Source organism: Rhodococcus sp. NBC_00294 (assembly GCF_036163995.1).
In the GTDB taxonomy this organism is placed as follows: Bacteria; Actinomycetota; Actinomycetes; order Mycobacteriales; family Mycobacteriaceae; genus Rhodococcoides.
This window is the reverse complement of record NZ_CP108043.1, coordinates 2,057,437-2,074,674: the sequence shown is the minus strand read 5'-3', so window position 1 is coordinate 2,074,674 and position 17,238 is coordinate 2,057,437. Positions and strand designations below refer to the sequence as shown.

Genomic DNA, 17,238 nt, shown 5'->3' with positions numbered 1-17,238 from the left:
AGCGCTCATCGCTGCTCCATGCTCTCGTGGGTGAGCAACGGCTGCCACACTCGTCGCGCGAGCACACCGAAGCGCGTGCCGTCGGCCGACCACTTCGCCTCGTCGGCGGCCGGAGGAATCGCTGTCCACTGCCCGAAGTCGACTCCGCTTCCGTGCACCAGAAGTACCGCCGGCTCCGTGACGTCGCCGAACCGATCCGAGAACTGCTGAGCTGCCGCCGCGAGGGCCATCTCCTCGCTGCTTCCCCGAACGACTCTGGCGGCGTACGCCTCCCCGGACTTCAGCGCCAGAGGCAGTGGCTCGCGCAGACCGCGGTCGCGCAGGTCCGCCAGCTCTGCCAGAACCGCGCGGGCGTCCTCGGGTGTCGTGAGGGTCGACCGCGACACGGGCCGTGAGGACCGACCCCGCGCGGTGGTGACCGCCGTCCACCCGTCCGAGCCACTCTGCGCCGCGACCGCCAGCAGGTGGATCCAGGCCTCCAGTCGCCGCTTCGGGGCCATCCTCGAATAGGACGTGCGCGCCACGGTGGTGCCGTGCACCCCGGGAACGGTGCCCGTGAGCCGCCGTCCCCCGTCCAGATCCACGACGACGTCCACACTCTCCGGCGGCCCGACGTGGATCTCGGCCGCCGCGTCGGCGATGGGCACCACGTCGTTCTCGATCTGCTCGAGCAGGCGCGCACCCTGCGCGAAGGGCGGCAGCGTTCCGCGGCGCCACTCCGCGGCCCGGAAGTCGGCCAGTTCCACACCGGTCAGGAGCGCCGACAGCATGCGCTCTCCGATGTCCCAGGCCGACAGCGCGTCCAGCTCCACGGCGAGGGCGTCGACGACGTCGTCGTCCCGCCCCGACAGACCCACCTTCAGTCGCTGCCGCACGAACGCGGTGACGGGGCTCTGCACGAACGCCACCAGCTCCGCCAACGCCACGTCCGCGGAGTCTCGCGCTGGAAGCGGACCATCGAGGAACGGCTGCCGCGGAACGAAGGGAGCGCTCGCCGCCACCGCGCCCGCGAGCGCGGCACTGTCGAACCCGGCGGGAGCGCTGCCGTCGAAGATCGACGGATCGAACGGCTGCAGCGGGTGCCGCGTGACCGCGCGGTTGTTCTCGACCCCCGCCGTGGCCGCCACGACCTCGATGACCTCGGACAACGGGATGGCGGGAGGTTCGTGGGCACCCGACACCGGATTCGCCCCGGTGTGGAAGAGAACCAATTTTTCGCCGGCCGACATGAGGGCGTCGAGCAGCAGCTGACGGTCCTCGCTGCGGATGTCACGCTCGCCGATCAGCGCACCGCGTGCGAGGACGTCGTCGCCGTCGAGGTGGCCGGCGCGTGGGAAGACGTCGTCGTCGAGCCCGAGCAACACCACCACCCTGTGCGGCACCGACCGCATCGGGACCATGGTGCACACCGTCAGTTCTCCGGTGCGGAAGTTCGATCGCGTCGGGCGCCCGGCCAGGCGATCGCGCAACATCGACCGGATGTCGGCGAGCTGCAGGGAGATGTCGTCACCGTGTTCCAGCGCGGCGGACAGTTCCCGCAGCGCGTCGACCCGATGTCGGACGTCGGCCGGCCCGACCTCGGTGAGCAGGTCGATCGCTCGGATCAGGCTCGCGCGCCACGTCCGGACCGGATGCTCGCCCCGCATACCGCGCAACACGACAGAGACCCGGTCGACCAGTTCTGCGTACCGACCGGCGAGATCGATGTCGTTCCCGTCGACGTCGTCCACGGGAAGGGCCAGGCCCAGCCAGTCCCCCGTGGTCTCGTCGGCAGCGGCGCCGAGCAGCAGTCGGTCCATGGCCGCGGTGAACGTGTTCTGACGAAAGTCGCCCAGACCGAACAACTCTCGCTGCACAGAGTCGATGCCCCAACGCGCACCGGACACCCGTGTCCACTCGGCGAGCCGTTCGAGATCGTCGTCGGAGAAGCGGAACCGGGTCCGCACAGCCTCGGACGCAGCGAGATCGAGCATCTGCGACGCGGTGACGCGGTCCCCTGCCATCTCGATCATCGCCGCGATCACGTCGAGCACGGGATTGGTGCGCCGGAGCCCCCGATCCGCCAGCCGCACGCGGAGTCCGTGCGCCGGGTGCGCCGAGGGATCGCCCACCGCGCCCTCGTTCCCGAAGGCCGCTCGCACGAGCGGAGCGAAGGTGTCCACGTCCGGGCACATGATCAGGACGTCGCGCGGTTCGAGCGTCGGATCGTCCTGGAAGAGGTGCAGCAAGGTGTCGCGCAGCACGTCGACCTGCCGGGCGGGGCCGTGGCAGGCGTGGATCTGCACGCTGTCGTCCATCCCCGGGACGTCGGGCGCGGCCGGGGCGCGGTCGGCCACGATGTCGTTCTGCATCCGCCTCAGGACCGTCGTCGACGCCTCGACACGCCGCGCGTCGGACCGCTCCGGATCGGGGAGATGGCGGTCCGCATCTGCCGTCGGTTCGAGAAGCGGTTGCAACTCGCGCACGTCGCGGCCGAGGCTCACCAGCAGGGGATGACCCGCCGTCGACACCGGCGGCGCGTCGACACGCCGCACCGACCCGGCGCCCGCACGCCGGGACGTCGCAGCCCACGAGACCGGGCTGGGGTGTGGCAGCCACAGATGGACGTCGCGGTGATAGGCCACCGCCCGCAGCACGCGTCGCTGCAGGGTGGTGAGACGGGTCGCCCCGAACAGGGACAGGCGCGACGGAAGATCGAGCGTCGACCCGTCCTCGGCGAGGGCGTCGCAGACCGGGTCCAGTCTCTCCGCGGGGCCGGGCACCCCGATGCGCTCCCGCACCCGGCGCCACAGCTCCGCCTGCCACAGGAGATCCGGCGCGAGCGGGGCGCCGGCGCCGTCCGTGTCGGCACCGGCCGCCCAGTCGACGATCATCGAGGGCCGTTGTGCGGCATACGAACGGAAGAGCCCGGACACGTGGGACGCGGTGGACCAGCGTCGACCACGGCGGTGATCGTCGGGCGCCGCCGCCGCACCGCCGATGCTCCGGGAGAGAACCGAGCACCAGGGTTCGGTCGAACACTCGTCGATCACGCGTAGGACGGTCCACAGCAACGGGCCCGCGGCCCACGGATCCGAGTCGGCGTCCACGCCCGTCACCACGGCCAGGACGTCGTCGACCAGGCGGCCGGGCGACGGGAAGTCGATGTTCGCCGCGATGCCGTCCGACACTCCTGCCGCCCCCAACGAGAGGGAGAGCCGTTGTTGGAGCCACCGCTCCACGCCCTTCGCCGGGACCGCGACGACGTCTGCGGCGAAGGCGTCCGCGAGGGGCTCGGCGAGCAGCGTCGCGAGACCGGTGGCCAACGTGCTCGCGCGTTCGGCGCGGTGGAGCTCGAGCACGTGGCCCTCCTGGAACGTCGTGGTGTCCCACCGACCGTGAGGTCCGGTGTCGACCCGACCGTAGCGCCCGGCTCCGACAGATCACCGTTGACATCCACTGTGCCGTGGTTCACACTCAACCTGTCAGACAGCCTGACAGCAAGCGAAGGAGAACGCCGTGGCCGCCACCCGTACCGAGCACGACCTGCTGGGAGAGCGCGAGGTGCCCGCCGACGTGCTGTGGGGCATCCACACTCTGCGCGCCACCGAGAACTTCCCCATCACCGGACGACCGATCTCGTCGAACACCAAGCTGATCCGCGCGCTCGCCGCCGTGAAGTACGCGGCCGCGGCGGCCAACATCGAACTGGGTCTTCTCGACGAGATGCGCGGCGACGCGATCCTGCAGGCCGCCCGCGAGATCCTGGACGGCCGGTGGCACGACCAGTTCGTCGTCGACGTGATCCAGGGCGGCGCCGGCACGTCGACCAACATGAACGCCAACGAGGTCATCGCCAACCGCGCGCTGGTGCTGCTCGGCCACCGTCCGGGCGAGTACGCGCACCTGCACCCCAACGAGCACGTCAACCTCGGCCAGTCGACCAACGACGTCTACCCCACCGCCTGCAACATCGCGACGATCCTCGCGGTGGCCGAACTGTCCGAGTCGATGCGCATCCTGCAGGACGCCTTCCGCGCGAAGGCAGAGGAGTTCCGCTCCATCGTCAAGATGGGCAGGACCCAGTTGCAGGACGCCGTGCCGATGACACTGGGCCAGGAGTTCGGCACGTTCGCCGTCATGATCGACGAGGACCGCGCCCGCCTCGAGGAGGCGTCACTGTTGGTGCACGAGATCAACATCGGCGCCACCGCGATCGGTACCGGACTCAACGCCGCCCCCGGCTACCGCGAGGCAGCGGTCCGGCACCTCCGCGAGATCACCGCACTCCCCCTCGTCAGCGCGACGGATCTCGTCGAGGCCACGCAGGACGTCGGTCAGTTCGTGCATCTCTCGGGAGTACTCAAGCGGTGCGCCGTGAAGCTGTCGAAGGTGTGCAACGACCTCCGCCTCCTCTCCTCGGGACCGCGTGCAGGGTTCGGCGAGATCGACCTGCCCGCAGTACAGGCGGGCTCGTCGATCATGCCCGGCAAGGTCAACCCCGTCATCCCCGAGGTGCTCAACCAGGTGGCCTTCCAGGTCATCGGCCAGGACGTCACGATCACGATGGCGGCCGAGGCAGGTCAGCTGCAGCTCAACGCCTTCGAGCCCATCATCATGGAGTCGCTCACCTCCGGCATGACGCACCTGGGTGCGGCCTGCCGGACGCTCGCGGACAAGTGCGTCGTGGGGATCACCGCGCACGAGGCCCACCTGCGAGACAGCGTCGAACACTCCATCGGACTGGTCACGGCACTCAACCCGCACATCGGATACCAGGCCGCCACCGAGATCGCCAAGGAGGCACTCGAGAGCGGACGAGGAGTCGCGGAGCTGGTGCTCGAACGCGGCCTCCTGACAGCGACACGTCTCGAAGAACTGCTCCGCCCCGAACATCTCGCGAACCTCCAGAACTGAGGACCCGATGACCACGACCACCGATCAGCACGGCGCCGACGACGCCCTCCACGCCGCCGAGAACGACGGCTATCACAAAGGCCTGAAAACGCGGCAGGTCCAGATGATCGCCATCGGCGGCGCCATCGGAACCGGCCTCTTCATGGGTGCAGGCGGACGTCTGGCGCAGGCCGGCCCGGCACTCGTCATCGCGTACGCGGTATGCGGGTTCTTCGCTTTCCTCATCCTTCGGGCGCTCGGCGAACTGGTGCTGCACCGGCCCACGTCCGGGTCCTTCGTGTCCTACGCTCGCGAGTTCTTCGGGGAGAAGGCCGCCTTCGTCTCCGGGTGGCTGTACTGGCTCAACTGGTCGATGACCGCCGTCGTCGACGTGACCGCCGTGGCGCTCTACATGAACTTCTTCGGCCGCTACTGGGACCCGATCGCGTCGGTACCGCAGTGGGTCTTCGCCCTCGCTGCACTGCTGCTGGTTCTGTCCCTGAACCTGGTGTCGGTCAAAGTGTTCGGCGAGCTGGAGTTCTGGTTCGCCCTGATCAAGGTGCTCGCCCTGGTGGCGTTTCTGTGCATCGGCCTCTACCTCCTCGTCAAGGGGACACCGAACCAGGAGCAGGGCCTGTCGATGATCGCCGACAACGGCGGGCTGATCCCCAACGGTCTGCTGCCCGCCGTCGTCATCATCCAGGGCGTCGTGTTCGCCTACGCCTCCATCGAGCTGGTCGGCACCGCCGCGGGCGAGACGCCGAACCCCGAGAAGGTCATTCCGAAGGCGATCAACACCGTCATCATCCGCATCGCGGTCTTCTACGTCGGGTCCGTGCTGCTGCTGTCGCTCCTGCTGCCCTACTCCGCCTACCGCGCGGGTGAGAGCCCGTTCGTCACGTTCTTCGGCTCGATCGGAGTCGAGGGCGCGGACACCGCCATGAACCTCATCGTCCTGACGGCGGCGCTGTCCTCGCTCAATGCCGGGCTCTACTCGACCGGTCGCATCCTCCGATCGATGGCCGCGGCGGGCAGCGCGCCGCGCTTCGCGATGAAGATGAGCAAGGCCGGCGTGCCCTACGGCGGGATCCTGCTCACGGCAGCGGTTACCCTGCTCGGAGTGGTGCTGAACGCGGTGGTGCCCGAGCAGGCGTTCGAGATCGTGCTCAATCTCGCCGCGCTCGGCATCGTCAGCGCCTGGGCCATGATCGTGTTGTGCCAGCTCAAGCTCTGGCACCTGTCGAAGGAGGGCGTGGTGACGCGGCCGTCCTTCCGGTTGTTCGGCGCCCCGTACACCGGCATCGCCACCCTCGTCTTCCTGGTGGTCGTCCTGGTCCTGATGGGCTTCGACTACCCGATCGGCACCTGGACGCTCGCCTCCCTCCTGGTCATCGTTCCCGCGCTGGTCATCGGCTGGCGCGCAGCGCGCCCGGGCATCGAGCGGCTCGCCCGCGAGCGCGCCCGTGCGGGAGGGGGAACGGTCGCCCGATGAGTTCACCCGCACTGCCGACGGTCGTCGTCCTGACCACCGGCGGAACCATCGCCAGCCGCGTCGGCCCCGACGGTGTCAGCACCACGGGCCGTCACGCCCACGACGTCCTGGTGGATGCCGGACTCCGCGTGGGAGTCCTGGTCCGAGTCACCGATGTCCTGTGCGTCGACAGTGCCGCGATGTCGCTCCTCGACATGGACACCGTCCGCGGCGCCGTCACCGCGGCGCTGCGTGACGACGCGGTGAGCGGTGTCGTCGTCCTGCACGGCACCGACTCCCTCGAGGAGACGGCGATGCTGATCGATCTCTCCCACACCGACGTTCGCCCCGTCGTGATCACCGGCGCCCAACGCACCGCGGACCACGTCGAGAGCGACGGCCCGCACAACGTCGAGTCGGCGCTCCGCGTGGCCGCCGATCCCGAGCGACGGGGCCACGGTGTACTCGTCGCCTTCGGCCCGCGCGTTCTCCGGGCCCGCGGGGTACGGAAATCGCACACGACCGCGCTCGATGCCTACTCCGGAACGCCGGCGGTGGACCCGGTTCCGCGGGAGACGCTGCCGGACAGTTCGATCGACGGGATCCGGGTCGACGTGGTCGCGCTCTACCCGGGTGTCGACGGACTCGTCATCGACGCCCTGCGGTCCGCCCGCACCGACGGGATCGTGCTGCAGGCGATGGGCGCGGGCAATGCGAACGCCGCCGTCGTCGACGCTGTGCGCCGGTGTACCGATGCCGGTGTCCCGGTGATGTTGTCGACGCGGGTGCCGTCCGGCGGTGTCGTCACCACTTACGGCGGCGGCGGAGGGGGCGCCGACCTGGTACGTGCCGGTGCGGTGTCCGCGGGCGACCTCAGTCCCGCCCAGGCGCGAATCCTGCTGTGCGCGTTGCTGAGCAATCGCCTGCCGATCACAGCGGATCTGGCCTCGATCAGTACTGCTCGGTGACCATCACCGCAGTCGTCCCGTTCTCGAGTGCCTCGAACACGTGGGGCACGTCGCCGGGGTACGACAGGTAGTCCCCCGGCCCCAGCTCCTCGGTCGCGTCCACCGGCCCGCACACCGCCCGGCCGGACGACACCACCACGTGTTCGATCACCCCGTGCATGTGCGGATCGGACAGCCGGGGCGTCCCCACCTCGGCGGCGAGCAGGTACAGGTCGCGGCGCGCGGTCGGTGGGCAGGACGACAGCAGTGTCGCGGTGTAGTCCGACGACTCCGCGGCGATCGACGGACCCTCACCGCGTCGTACCAGGCGGACCTCCTGCCGCGGCGGTTCCACCAGGCGCGCGAAGGGCACGTTCAGCGTCACGCTCAGAGCCCACAGCGTCTCGACGCTGGGATTGCCCGTTCCCGACTCGAGCTGGGAGAGGGTCGACTTCGCGATACCCGCGCGCCGGGCCACCTCGGCGAGAGACAGGCCCGTACGTCGACGCTCCCGGACGAGCGACGCGGCGATCGCGGCGATGGGTGCGCTGTCGGACATGACTGCATGATGCCACAGTGTTCGTCTCACACTCCCCTCGTTCGCCTTGACGAACGGCACCGCGACCGTTCACCATGAGAACCATGCGTTCGATATGGCGAACACCCCTGTGGCTCACGCTCCGGGACGACCCCGACGTGGCGGTGCGGGACATTGCCGTGGTGTGCCTGGCCGACGCCCTGGTCGGTGCCTCGCTCGGTGCGATCGCCGTCGCCTCCGATCTGCCGTGGTGGCTCCCCTGCCTCCTGTCGATCGCAGTCTTCGCGGGCGCCTCGCAGTTCGTCTTCGTCGGAGTGCTCACCGGCGGCGGCAGCGTTCTGGCCGCGGTGTCCAGCGCGCTCCTCATCAACGGCAGACTGCTTCCGCTCAGCTTCTCGGTGGCACCGCTGCTCGGTGACCGACCCGCCGTACGACTGCTCGGGGCCCATCTGGTCACCGACGAGTCGGTCGCCTTCTCGATGGCCTCGACCACCAGGCGGGGCAGGACCCTCTCGTTCTGGTTCTGCGGCGCGTTCCTCTTCCTCGCGTGGAATCTGGGCGTGCTGGCCGGTGTGGGCCTCGGCGCCGGCGTGGAGAGCGCGGAGTCGCTCGGACTCGACGCCGCCTTTCCTGCCGTCCTGCTCGCACTCGTGATGCCCTCCCTGCGCGATCGCGTGACACGCATCGCCGCGGGTGTCGGCGCCGTGGTCGCCGTCGCCGCTGGGGTCGTGGTGCCCGCCGGCGTCTCCGTGGTGCTCGCCCTGATCGCCGTCATGCCGTTCGTGCTCCGACACGGGCATAGGAACGACGCCTCGTGAGCACCGGGGCCATTCTCGCGGGTGTCGCCGCACTCGCCGTCGGCACGTTCGCGTTCCGCCTGATCGGGATCGCGCTGCGCGGGCGCCGGGAACTGTCCGTGTCGGCCGAGAAGTCGATGACCACGGCGGTCGCCGTCGTGTTCGTCGCCCTCGTCGCGACCTCGACGTTTCCCCGTGACGCGGGCCTCGCGCTCCCCGCCGGGGTCCTCGTCGCCGCTGTTCTCGCCTGGCGCAGAACGCCTTTCGTGCTCGTGGTCGTCGCCGCAGCGGCAGTCACCGCGGGCCTGCGCTGGCTCGGCGTCAGCTGACCCGGGCACGGGCGTAGCATCGTCCGAGTGCCCTTGCTCCTGACCTCGCGTCGCTACGTCGACCTTCGCCTGCAGGCCAGCGCCATCTGTCGATAGACCGTGTTACTCCCCGGTCCACTCGTCCACCGCGCACCCTTTTTCTCGGCCGTTGTTCTCGGCCGCCCCAGCATTCTCGGAAGGCACCACCATGTCCGCGCCCAGCGCTGCCCCCACCCGTCGACTGCCGCACTGGCTCACGTCGTTCGGGCCCCAGATCGTCGCCGGGTTGATCCTCGGCGTCATCGTCGGACTGATCGCCCGATCCATGCCCGACGCCGCCGACGGCAACCCCAACTGGCTCGTCGAGACGGTGTCGACCATCGGATCGAGCTACGTCAAACTGCTCACCGTCGCCGTGGTGCCCCTCGTGTTCACGGCCATCGTCAGTTCCATCGCCAACCTGCGCGCCGTCACCAACGCGGCACGCCTGGCAGGCCAGACCCTGCTGTGGTTCGCCATCACCGCATTCATCGCCGTGATCGTCGGCATCATCATCGGGCTTGTCGCGCAACCGGGTTCGCGCACCGGCGTCTCGCCAGATCTCGGGAAGGAACCGTCGAGCACAGGGTCGTGGTGGTCCTTCCTCACCGGCCTGGTTCCCAACAACTTCCTCGCGCTCGGCGCCCGCACCAGCGAGACCGAGGGTGCACTGAGCACCACACTGAACTTCAACATCCTGCAGCTGCTCGTCGTCGCCGCGGCGATCGGTATCGCCGCGCTGAAGGTGGGCAAGGCGGCCGAGCCGTTCCTGACGTTCAACGCCTCTCTGCTCGCGATCGTGCAGAAGGTGCTGTGGTGGATCATCCGGTTGGCCCCCATCGGTACGGCGGCGCTCATCGCCAACGCCGTCGCCACGTACGGATGGGACGCGATCGGCTCACTGGGTGTCTTCACGGTCTCGGTGTACGTCGGACTCGCCATCGTGTTCTTCGTCGTCTACCCGATCATCGTTCGGGCGCACGGCCTCTCGATCCGCAACTTCTACTCCGGCGTATGGCCCGCAACGCAGCTCGGCTTCGTCTCCCGCTCGTCCATCGGCACCCTGCCGCTGACCCAGCGCGTCACCGAGCGCAATCTCGGTGTGCCCCGCGAGTACGCGTCGTTCGCGGTTCCGCTCGGCGCCACCACCAAGATGGACGGCTGCGCGGCCATCTACCCGGCCATCGCCGCGATCTTCGTCGCCCAGTTCTACGGCGTCGATCTCACGATCACCGACTATCTGCTCATCGTGGTCGTCTCCGTGATCGGTTCCGCGGCGACGGCGGGCACCACCGGTGCCACGGTCATGCTGACCCTGACGCTGTCCACGCTCGGCCTGCCGCTCGCCGGTGTCGGTCTGCTGCTCGCGGTCGAGCCGATCGTCGACATGGGTCGCACCGCCGTCAACGTCACCGGCCAGGCGCTGATCCCGGCCATCGTCGCCAAGCGCGAAGGCATCCTGGACCAGGAGCGGTTCGACGCCCCGCGCAACGGCGACCCGTTCGTCGACGACGTGGAGCTCGCGCGCTAACTCACGAACAGCGGCCCGCGCACGAAACCCACGATCAACACCAGTAGTCCGCCGATCTCGGTGGCCGCGAGCGCATACATGAACGCATGCGTTCCCGGCACCGGGCGGACGAACTGGTTGTCGGTGTCGCGCAGGAATCCGTGCACCACGTAGCTGACGATCGCGGCGACGAAGAAGAAGACGACAGCCCCCGACGCCACCAGATTCACCCACGTCGGCCACGCGCCGAAGTGCACCAGAGGCACCAGGACCAGAGTCGCGAACGAGTACATCAGCGCCGCCCGGTGAGCGATGTCCACGTACGGATGCGCCTGCCCGTTCTCGGACGTCGCCATCTGGCGGAATTTCCATACGCCGAGGATCAACGCGGCCAACAGGATCAGTGCGGACGCCAGGATCACGAGCGTCGCGTCCCAGTCGACCACGCGTGCGGGAAGGCCGGAGGCCGGTCGGGTCGGGCCGCTACGGAGCGTCACGCGAGCATTGGACCATGGTGGGGCAGAATCTCCACCATGCGCCCCACGTCGTCCCCACCCTCACCGTCAGGGCTGCACAGCTCCGTCGAGGAGTACCGCGCGCGGTGGGATCACTTCGCCGCGGCCACGGCAGCGCTGTCGGCCGCCGTCGAGACGTTCGTCTCCGAGGCGGACATCGACATCGACGCCGTCGAGGCACGTACCAAGTCCGTGGAGTCCGCTGCCGGCAAGTTCGCCCGCCTCCGTGAGGACGGGTCGCTCGAGTTCACCGATCCGCTCGCCGAGGTCACCGATCTCGTCGGAATCCGCGTCATCACATATCTGACGTCGGACATCGACCGCGTCGCGGACGCCATCTCGAAGCACTTCGTGCTGCTCAAGACCATCGACAAGTCGTCCCTCGCCCAGGAGTCCGGCGTGTTCGGCTATGCCGGACGGCACCTCATCCTCAGTGCGGACGGCGACCGCGTCCCGGCGGGATGCGAGCAGTTCACCGGCCTCGGCTTCGAGGTGCAGATCCGTACCGTGCTGCAGCACGCCTGGGCGGAGATCGAACACGACATCCGGTTCAAGAACTCCCGCACGCAGGGTTCGCCCACCATCGACCGGGCGTTCACGCTCGCGGCGGGGCTGATCGAACTCGCGGACGCCCAGTTCGAACTCGCCGATCGGCACCACAAGGAGAAGATCACGGAACTGCGCGCGGCAGATGCCGCACGCGGGATGGATCTCCAGCTCACCGCCGATCAGCTGCGCACCATCGTCACCGACCTCCTTCCCGACTACACCCCCAGTCGGAGCGGTCACTACGAGTGGCTGCTGACTCTCGTCAACGCGAACGGGATCACGACGGGCGCGGAACTCGAGGAGGCCCTGGACCCCGCACGAGTCGAGTACGTGACGGCGGCCATGGACTACCAGTACCGCCCAGGTCAGGTGCGGATGGTGGACGACCTCCTGCTGGACCGCTTCGGCGAGGCCCACATCGCGCGCACCTCCTCGCTCACCACCGAGCGTGACCGTCCGGGCAAGCTGCGCTACCGACTGAGCAAGTTGCAGGGCCAGTCCGGCTGACGGGTGTCCGCTCGGTCTGGTATCCCTACGGCGTGACGACGCCACCGAACGACGCTCTGTCCACCATCACCGTGCGCGGCGCGCGGGAGAACAATCTGCGTGACATCGACATCGATCTCCCCAAACGGTCGCTGATCGTGTTCGCCGGGGTCTCGGGGTCCGGGAAGAGCTCGCTCGTGTTCGACACGATCGCCGCGGAGGCGCAGCGGCAGATCAACTCCACGTTCAGCGCATTCGCCCAGACCTTCCTGCCGTCCTACGGTCGGCCGGACGCCGATCTCATCGCCAACCTGTCGGCCGTCGTCATCGTCGACCAGAAGCGCCTCTTCGGCAGCCCTCGCTCCACTGTCGGCACCATCACCGACATCGGCGACTGGCTCCGCATGCTGTGGTCGCGCGGAGTCACCCCGTCCATCGGCTATGCCAACGCGTTCTCGTTCAACGATCCTGCCGGCATGTGTCCCGAGTGCGAGGGGTTGGGCGAGGCGAAGGTCATCGACATCGACGAGTTGGTGGATCAGTCGAAGTCGTTGCGTGAGGGCCCCGTGAAGCACCCGGACTTCCTGCCCGGCAAGTGGCCCTATCGGCTGTACGCAGACTCGGGACTGTTCGATCTCGACGTTCCAATCGAGCAGTACTCCCCGCGCGAGCGGCACCTGTTCTTCGACGCCTCGCCCGGCGAGGTCGAGATGGTCAACCCGGACGCCGTGTTCAAGACGTACGAGGGGCTGCTCTCCCGGTTCCGTCGAAGCTATCTCTCCAAGGATGCCGACGCGTTGAAGGGCAAGTCGAAGGAGGCGTACGACCGTATCGTCACGCGGGGAGTGTGCCCGTCCTGCAGGGGAACTCGCCTCAACGAGACGGTGCACGCCGCGACGCTCGAGGGACTCTCGATCCCCGACGCGTTCGCGATGCAGGTCTCCGATCTCGCCGACGTCATGGACACGTGGGCGCTCGGCGACCTGGACGGCCCACGCCGCGAGGTGGTGACACAGCTCCGTCGACTGGTCGATCTCGGACTCGGGTACCTGAGCCTCGATCGTGCGACGTCCTCGCTGTCGGGCGGCGAGTCCCAGCGCATCAAGATGGTGCGCCACCTCGGCGCCACGCTCAACGACATGCTGTACGTCTTCGACGAGCCCACCACCGGGCTGCACCCGCGCGACGTGCACCGGCTGAACGACATGCTGATCGCGTTGCGCGACAAGGGGAACACCGTGCTCGTCGTCGAACACGACGCGGAGGTGATGGCCATCGCCGACCGCATCGTCGAGATCGGCCCTGGCGCCGGAAAGCACGGCGGCACGGTGGTCTTCGAGGGCACCTGGCCCGAATTGCGGCAGTCCGAGACGCGTACCGGGACGGCGCTGCGTCGAGACGGTCGATCGCGGCGCACCCCGCGCACTCCGAACGGGTGGATGCGCATCGAGAACGCCGACAGCCACAATCTGAAGAACGTGTCGGTGGACATCCCGCTCGGCGTTCTCGTGGCGGTCACCGGTGTCGCGGGCTCGGGCAAGTCGAGTCTGATCCACGGCCACCTCCGCGACGTCCGGCCCGACGCGGTGGTCATCGACCAGGCACCCATCCGCGGTTCGCGCCGCTCCTCACCCGCCACCTACACCGGACTGCTCGATCCGATCCGTGCACACTTCGCCAAGCGAACGGGACAGCCCGCAGCGCTGTTCTCGCCGAACTCGGACGGGGCCTGCCCCGACTGTCAGGGCACCGGCATGATCTTCACCGACCTCGGCTTCACCGACCCGGTGTCGAGTACGTGCGAGACCTGCCAGGGTCGACGCTTCCGCTCCGGCGCGATCAAGCACACCGTCGACGGCGTCTCGATCGCCGACGTCTTCGACATGTCCGTCGACGAGGCCCGCGAATTCTTCACCGTGAAGAAGGTGCGCGACGTACTCCGGCGGTGCAGTGATGTCGGTCTCGGTTATCTGTCCCTGGGCCAGAACCTGACGTCCCTGTCCGGCGGCGAGCGTCAGCGCCTCAAGCTGGCGACGGAACTGGTGGGCAACTCCCCGGTCCTGGTGCTCGACGAGCCCACCACCGGACTGCACTCGTCCGACGTGGACAACCTGGTCGGACTGCTGTCCGGCATGGTCGACGAGGGTCGGTCGGTCATCGTGATCGAGCACAACATGGACGTCGTCGCGGCCGCCGACTGGGTCGTGGACCTCGGTCCCGACGGGGGTCACGACGGCGGCGAGGTGGTGTTCACGGGCACCGTCGACGAGCTCGTTCTGGCCCGGACGCACACCGGCACCCACCTCGCGCGGGCTCTCGCGGAGTAAACCCCCGGTAAAGTGCGGGCATGAGCGACATCGTCACCGCTGCCGCCAGTACGGAACTGGGTGGAATCGCAGGCTGGGCCGTCAGCCTGATGGAGAGCATCGGCGGGCCGGGCGCCGGCATCGCCGTGGCCGCCGAGAACTTCTTCCCACCGCTGCCCAGCGAGATCATCCTCCCGCTGGCCGGGTTCACCGCGTCGCAGGGTGGCTTCTCCCTCGCGAGCGCACTGTTCTGGACCACGCTCGGATCGGTGCTGGGCGCTCTCGGCCTCTACTGGCTGGGCAAGAAGCTGGGCCGCGACCGGATGTACGCCGCCGTGGACAGGATGCCGTTCGTCAGCACGGACGATTTGACCAAGGCCGACGAATGGTTCGTGCGCCACGGCCGCTCCGCCGTGTTCTTCGGTCGGATGATTCCGCTCGTGCGATCCGGCATCTCGGTGCCCGCAGGCGTGTCCGGGATGCCGGTCCTGCAGTTCCTGCTCTACACGACGCTCGGCAGCCTCCTGTGGAACACGATCTTCGTGCTCGCGGGCTACTTCCTCGGGGAGAACTGGCACTACGTCGAGGATTACGCCTCGGTGTTCCAGTACGTCGTCATCGGGCTCATCGCGGTGGCGGTGGTGGTGCTGGTGACCAAGCGCGTCCGGCGGCGCCGACGGTCGGACGCCTGACTGCACCCTGCACCACCCTCCGCGAGTACGCCGATACTGCCGTGGTGGGAGCCAGGATCACGACAGTTCGGACGTACTCGCGGAGGGTAGTGACGGTCCTACTGCGCGAGCGTGGCCGCAGCCTGAGCCCACAGGAAGTACTTGTTGGTGCCGAGATCGCGCACCGTGGTGATGTTGAAGGCAGCCTTCAACTTCTCCGCATCGCCGTCGCTGACGCCCTTGAGGGCCGCGACCGGCGCGTCGGCCAGTTCCTCGATCGTCTTGTCCGCGTATGCCTTGTCGAACTTGTCGGCGATGCCTGCCATGATTTCCTCCTGACGACCGATGCGCCCGCTGCGCACCCCGGTCGACACTACGACTCGGGACTACTCGTGACCTGAGAGTGCGCTGAAAACACCGGCTGCACCATCATTTACGACGAACCGGACGTACTGCCACGTCAAGGAGACCCGGTAGCGTCGGCGCCATGACCCTCCACACCGCGGTGTTGCCGGGCGAACGTCGTCGAGCCACCGTGTTCCTTCATGGTCTCGGGTCGGCGGGTGTCGCTGCCTTCGGGACCGTGGCCGCGGGACTGGACGACCGCCTGCGGTTGCTCCCGGATCTGCTCGGATTCGGCGACAGCGCCGACGTGGCGACCGACGGCTACACCCTGGACGATCACGCGCTCGCCGTCGCCCGGATGCTGGATCAGCACGAACTCGTCGGACTCGACGTCGTCGGACACAGTATGGGTGGATCCATCGCCATCGTCCTGTCGCGGGCACGACCCGACCTCGTACGACGACTGACCGTCCTCGAGCCGAACCTTCTCCCCTTCGACGGCGAGGCGAGTGTCGAGATCGCGGGACAGTCGGAAGAGGACTTCGCAACACAGGGAGTGACGTCACTCATCGCCCGGGCCGACGCCGCGTGGGCGGAGACGCTTCGGCTGGCCGATCCGGTCGCGCTCCACCGCAGTGCTGTCGGCCTCTGTGTGGGCCCGCCGGACACCACCGTTCTCGACATCCTGCTCGCGTCCCACGTGCCGAGAACACTGCTGTACGGATCGAGGACGGGAGAACCAACGCACACCGGCCGGCTTCGTCAGGCCGGTGTCGAGGTCGTCGAGATACCGAACGCCGGGCACGTGATGATGGCGGACGATCCCGCTGCCGTCATCCAGGTGCTCAGGTGATAGATGTGCCGGAGCGAGGTCGGCCGAAGACCGCCCGCACGGACTCCAGATCAGCAGCGACGGCGGCGCAGTCCCGCTCGAACTCGTCGTCGGTCATGTCCAGTTGCCGAACCGTGAACACCACCTCGGCGCCGTCCGGATGGGCGAGCACCCGCAGCGGGTTGTTCACGACGGTGCCGTCGGGCAGCGTCACGTCGTGATCCAGCACCCCGAAAGCGTTGCGCGGGACGAACCGCACCCGGACCGTGCCCATCGGTGACTCGGCCAGCAAGTCGTCACCGTCGCGGGTGAAGCCCGATGCGAGTCCTGCGGCCCAGGCAGTGAGGTTGTCCACATCGGCCAGGTAGCCGTACACCGCCTCGGGCGGTGCCGCGATCACCACACTCACATGTCGACTGATCATCGTAGGAGCGTAGCCACGCAGCAGGCTCTCCGCGAGTACGTCCACAGTGTCGTGATCAGCGGCGATGCGACGACACGTCGGACGTACTCGCGAGGCCAGGAAAGCCCGCGAAACCCTGGAGGCCCGGGATGGCTCGTCAGGCCGGCTCGGCGCGCGTCCAGGTGTTCACGAAGCCCACTCCGCTGCGCACGAACAGCTGCGTCACGGGGCAGCGACGCTCGACCTCCGCGACGAAGTGATCGAACGCATCACCGGTCGCGTCGGTCTCCACCGTCGCCTCGACGGTGACGGTGTCGAAGTTCGAGTTGCCGTCGGCGCCCTTGACCAGAACGCTGGTGTCCAGATCACCCTGCACACGGAAGCTAAACTTTCCCAGCGTGATGCCGAGGTCCTTGGCGACGAGGGTGGCGGTGACCTGGTTGCAGGAGGTCAGCGCACCGAGCGCGTAGAACAACGGACTCGGCGCCTCGTCCCTACCGCCGAAGGCCGGGTATGCGTCGGCGTCGAACTCGTGCCCCGCCGTGCCCTCGACGACGAGGTGCTGGGCGACGCCGGTACCGGACGCCTCCACGACGAAGGGAACGACGGAGGTGCGAATGGTGGAAGTCATGCACCCCACGGTCGA

General features: G+C 68.4%; 16 protein-coding genes. 10 read left to right on the top strand and 6 right to left on the bottom strand.

Annotated elements, in window-relative coordinates; translation table 11 throughout:
- Positions 1–5 precede the first annotated feature (5 nt).
- The gene (recC, locus tag OHB23_RS09670) at positions 6–3,341 is read right to left on the bottom strand and encodes an exodeoxyribonuclease V subunit gamma (protein WP_328811467.1); all 3,336 of its coding nucleotides are present in this window, start codon (positions 3,339–3,341) and stop codon (positions 6–8) included.
- A 157-nt stretch (positions 3,342–3,498) separates the two neighbouring features.
- Between recC and OHB23_RS09665 the strand changes: the two genes are divergently transcribed.
- The 3 genes from OHB23_RS09665 to OHB23_RS09655 are packed head-to-tail and all read left to right on the top strand — an operon-like array spanning position 3,499 to position 7,314.
- On the top strand, positions 3,499–4,896 hold the full coding sequence (locus OHB23_RS09665; RefSeq protein WP_328811466.1) for an aspartate ammonia-lyase: 1,398 nt from the start codon (positions 3,499–3,501) through the stop codon (positions 4,894–4,896).
- A gap of 7 nt (positions 4,897–4,903) precedes the next feature.
- On the top strand, positions 4,904–6,367 hold the full coding sequence (locus OHB23_RS09660) for an amino acid permease (RefSeq protein WP_222639145.1): 1,464 nt from the start codon (positions 4,904–4,906) through the stop codon (positions 6,365–6,367).
- Positions 6,364–7,314: an asparaginase gene (locus OHB23_RS09655; protein WP_328811465.1), complete on the top strand. Its 951-nt coding sequence runs from the start codon at positions 6,364–6,366 to the stop codon at positions 7,312–7,314. Before OHB23_RS09660 ends, OHB23_RS09655 begins: the two co-directional genes overlap by 4 nt.
- Here the strand turns inward: OHB23_RS09655 and OHB23_RS09650 are convergent.
- Complete coding sequence (locus tag OHB23_RS09650) at positions 7,298–7,852, bottom strand: helix-turn-helix domain-containing protein (protein WP_056448549.1); 555 nt, start codon at positions 7,850–7,852, stop codon at positions 7,298–7,300. The two genes, OHB23_RS09655 and OHB23_RS09650, sit on opposite strands and share 17 nt — an antisense overlap.
- 74 nt (positions 7,853–7,926) lie before the next feature.
- On the opposite strand from OHB23_RS09650, the gene OHB23_RS09645 reads away from it, so the two are divergent.
- The 3 genes from OHB23_RS09645 (at position 7,927) to OHB23_RS09635 (ending at position 10,506) form a co-directional block, all read left to right on the top strand.
- The gene (locus OHB23_RS09645) at positions 7,927–8,649 is read left to right on the top strand and encodes an AzlC family ABC transporter permease (protein ID WP_328811464.1); all 723 of its coding nucleotides are present in this window, start codon (positions 7,927–7,929) and stop codon (positions 8,647–8,649) included.
- The gene (locus OHB23_RS09640) at positions 8,646–8,957 is read left to right on the top strand and encodes an AzlD domain-containing protein (RefSeq protein WP_328811463.1); all 312 of its coding nucleotides are present in this window, start codon (positions 8,646–8,648) and stop codon (positions 8,955–8,957) included. The genes OHB23_RS09645 and OHB23_RS09640 overlap by 4 nt, the downstream gene beginning before the upstream one ends.
- Positions 8,958–9,144: 187 nt before the next feature.
- On the top strand, positions 9,145–10,506 hold the full coding sequence (locus OHB23_RS09635; RefSeq protein ID WP_056448351.1) for a dicarboxylate/amino acid:cation symporter: 1,362 nt from the start codon (positions 9,145–9,147) through the stop codon (positions 10,504–10,506).
- Here the strand turns inward: OHB23_RS09635 and OHB23_RS09630 are convergent.
- A complete protein-coding gene (locus OHB23_RS09630; protein ID WP_328811615.1) occupies positions 10,503–10,931 on the bottom strand; it encodes a hypothetical protein in 429 nt (142 codons plus the stop codon). The two genes, OHB23_RS09635 and OHB23_RS09630, sit on opposite strands and share 4 nt — an antisense overlap.
- Before the next feature lie 87 nt (positions 10,932–11,018).
- On the opposite strand from OHB23_RS09630, the gene OHB23_RS09625 reads away from it, so the two are divergent.
- Genes OHB23_RS09625 through OHB23_RS09615 form a run of 3 tightly spaced genes read left to right on the top strand, consistent with a single transcriptional unit; the run spans position 11,019 to position 15,033 of the window.
- On the top strand, positions 11,019–12,056 hold the full coding sequence (locus tag OHB23_RS09625) for a GTP pyrophosphokinase (RefSeq protein WP_056448346.1): 1,038 nt from the start codon (positions 11,019–11,021) through the stop codon (positions 12,054–12,056).
- A gap of 32 nt (positions 12,057–12,088) precedes the next feature.
- A complete protein-coding gene (locus OHB23_RS09620; RefSeq protein ID WP_328811462.1) occupies positions 12,089–14,362 on the top strand; it encodes an excinuclease ABC subunit UvrA in 2,274 nt (757 codons plus the stop codon).
- Between the two features lie 20 nt (positions 14,363–14,382).
- On the top strand, positions 14,383–15,033 hold the full coding sequence (locus tag OHB23_RS09615; protein ID WP_056448340.1) for a DedA family protein: 651 nt from the start codon (positions 14,383–14,385) through the stop codon (positions 15,031–15,033).
- A 98-nt stretch (positions 15,034–15,131) separates the two neighbouring features.
- Here the strand turns inward: OHB23_RS09615 and OHB23_RS09610 are convergent, their stop codons facing one another.
- Complete coding sequence (locus OHB23_RS09610; RefSeq protein WP_027504928.1) at positions 15,132–15,338, bottom strand: hypothetical protein; 207 nt, start codon at positions 15,336–15,338, stop codon at positions 15,132–15,134.
- Positions 15,339–15,499: 161 nt separating this feature from the next.
- On the opposite strand from OHB23_RS09610, the gene OHB23_RS09605 reads away from it, so the two are divergent.
- Positions 15,500–16,210, top strand: a complete 711-nt coding sequence (locus OHB23_RS09605; RefSeq protein ID WP_056695798.1) for an alpha/beta fold hydrolase — start codon at positions 15,500–15,502, stop codon at positions 16,208–16,210.
- On the opposite strand, the gene OHB23_RS09600 is transcribed toward OHB23_RS09605, so the two are convergent.
- Both OHB23_RS09600 and OHB23_RS09595 read right to left on the bottom strand, forming a co-directional pair.
- Entirely contained in the window at positions 16,203–16,613 is a 411-nt protein-coding gene (locus OHB23_RS09600; RefSeq protein WP_222645867.1) for an SRPBCC family protein, read from the bottom strand. The genes OHB23_RS09605 and OHB23_RS09600 overlap by 8 nt on opposite strands.
- A gap of 136 nt (positions 16,614–16,749) precedes the next feature.
- On the bottom strand, positions 16,750–17,223 hold the full coding sequence (locus OHB23_RS09595; protein ID WP_328811461.1) for an OsmC family protein: 474 nt from the start codon (positions 17,221–17,223) through the stop codon (positions 16,750–16,752).
- Between the last annotated feature and the right edge of the window lie 15 nt (positions 17,224–17,238).

Coding starts and splice junctions, on each gene's coding strand:
- OHB23_RS09660 (WP_222639145.1), top strand. CDS start 4,904: ATGACCACGACCACCGATCAGCACGGCGCCGACGACGCCCTCCACGCC.
- OHB23_RS09655 (WP_328811465.1), top strand. CDS start 6,364: ATGAGTTCACCCGCACTGCCGACGGTCGTCGTCCTGACCACCGGCGGA.
- OHB23_RS09650 (WP_056448549.1), bottom strand. CDS start 7,852: ATGTCCGACAGCGCACCCATCGCCGCGATCGCCGCGTCGCTCGTCCGG.
- OHB23_RS09645 (WP_328811464.1), top strand. CDS start 7,927: ATGAGAACCATGCGTTCGATATGGCGAACACCCCTGTGGCTCACGCTC.
- OHB23_RS09635 (WP_056448351.1), top strand. CDS start 9,145: ATGTCCGCGCCCAGCGCTGCCCCCACCCGTCGACTGCCGCACTGGCTC.
- OHB23_RS09625 (WP_056448346.1), top strand. CDS start 11,019: ATGCGCCCCACGTCGTCCCCACCCTCACCGTCAGGGCTGCACAGCTCC.
- OHB23_RS09615 (WP_056448340.1), top strand. CDS start 14,383: ATGAGCGACATCGTCACCGCTGCCGCCAGTACGGAACTGGGTGGAATC.
- OHB23_RS09610 (WP_027504928.1), bottom strand. CDS start 15,338: ATGGCAGGCATCGCCGACAAGTTCGACAAGGCATACGCGGACAAGACG.
- OHB23_RS09605 (WP_056695798.1), top strand. CDS start 15,500: ATGACCCTCCACACCGCGGTGTTGCCGGGCGAACGTCGTCGAGCCACC.
- OHB23_RS09600 (WP_222645867.1), bottom strand. CDS start 16,613: ATGATCAGTCGACATGTGAGTGTGGTGATCGCGGCACCGCCCGAGGCG.
- OHB23_RS09595 (WP_328811461.1), bottom strand. CDS start 17,223: ATGACTTCCACCATTCGCACCTCCGTCGTTCCCTTCGTCGTGGAGGCG.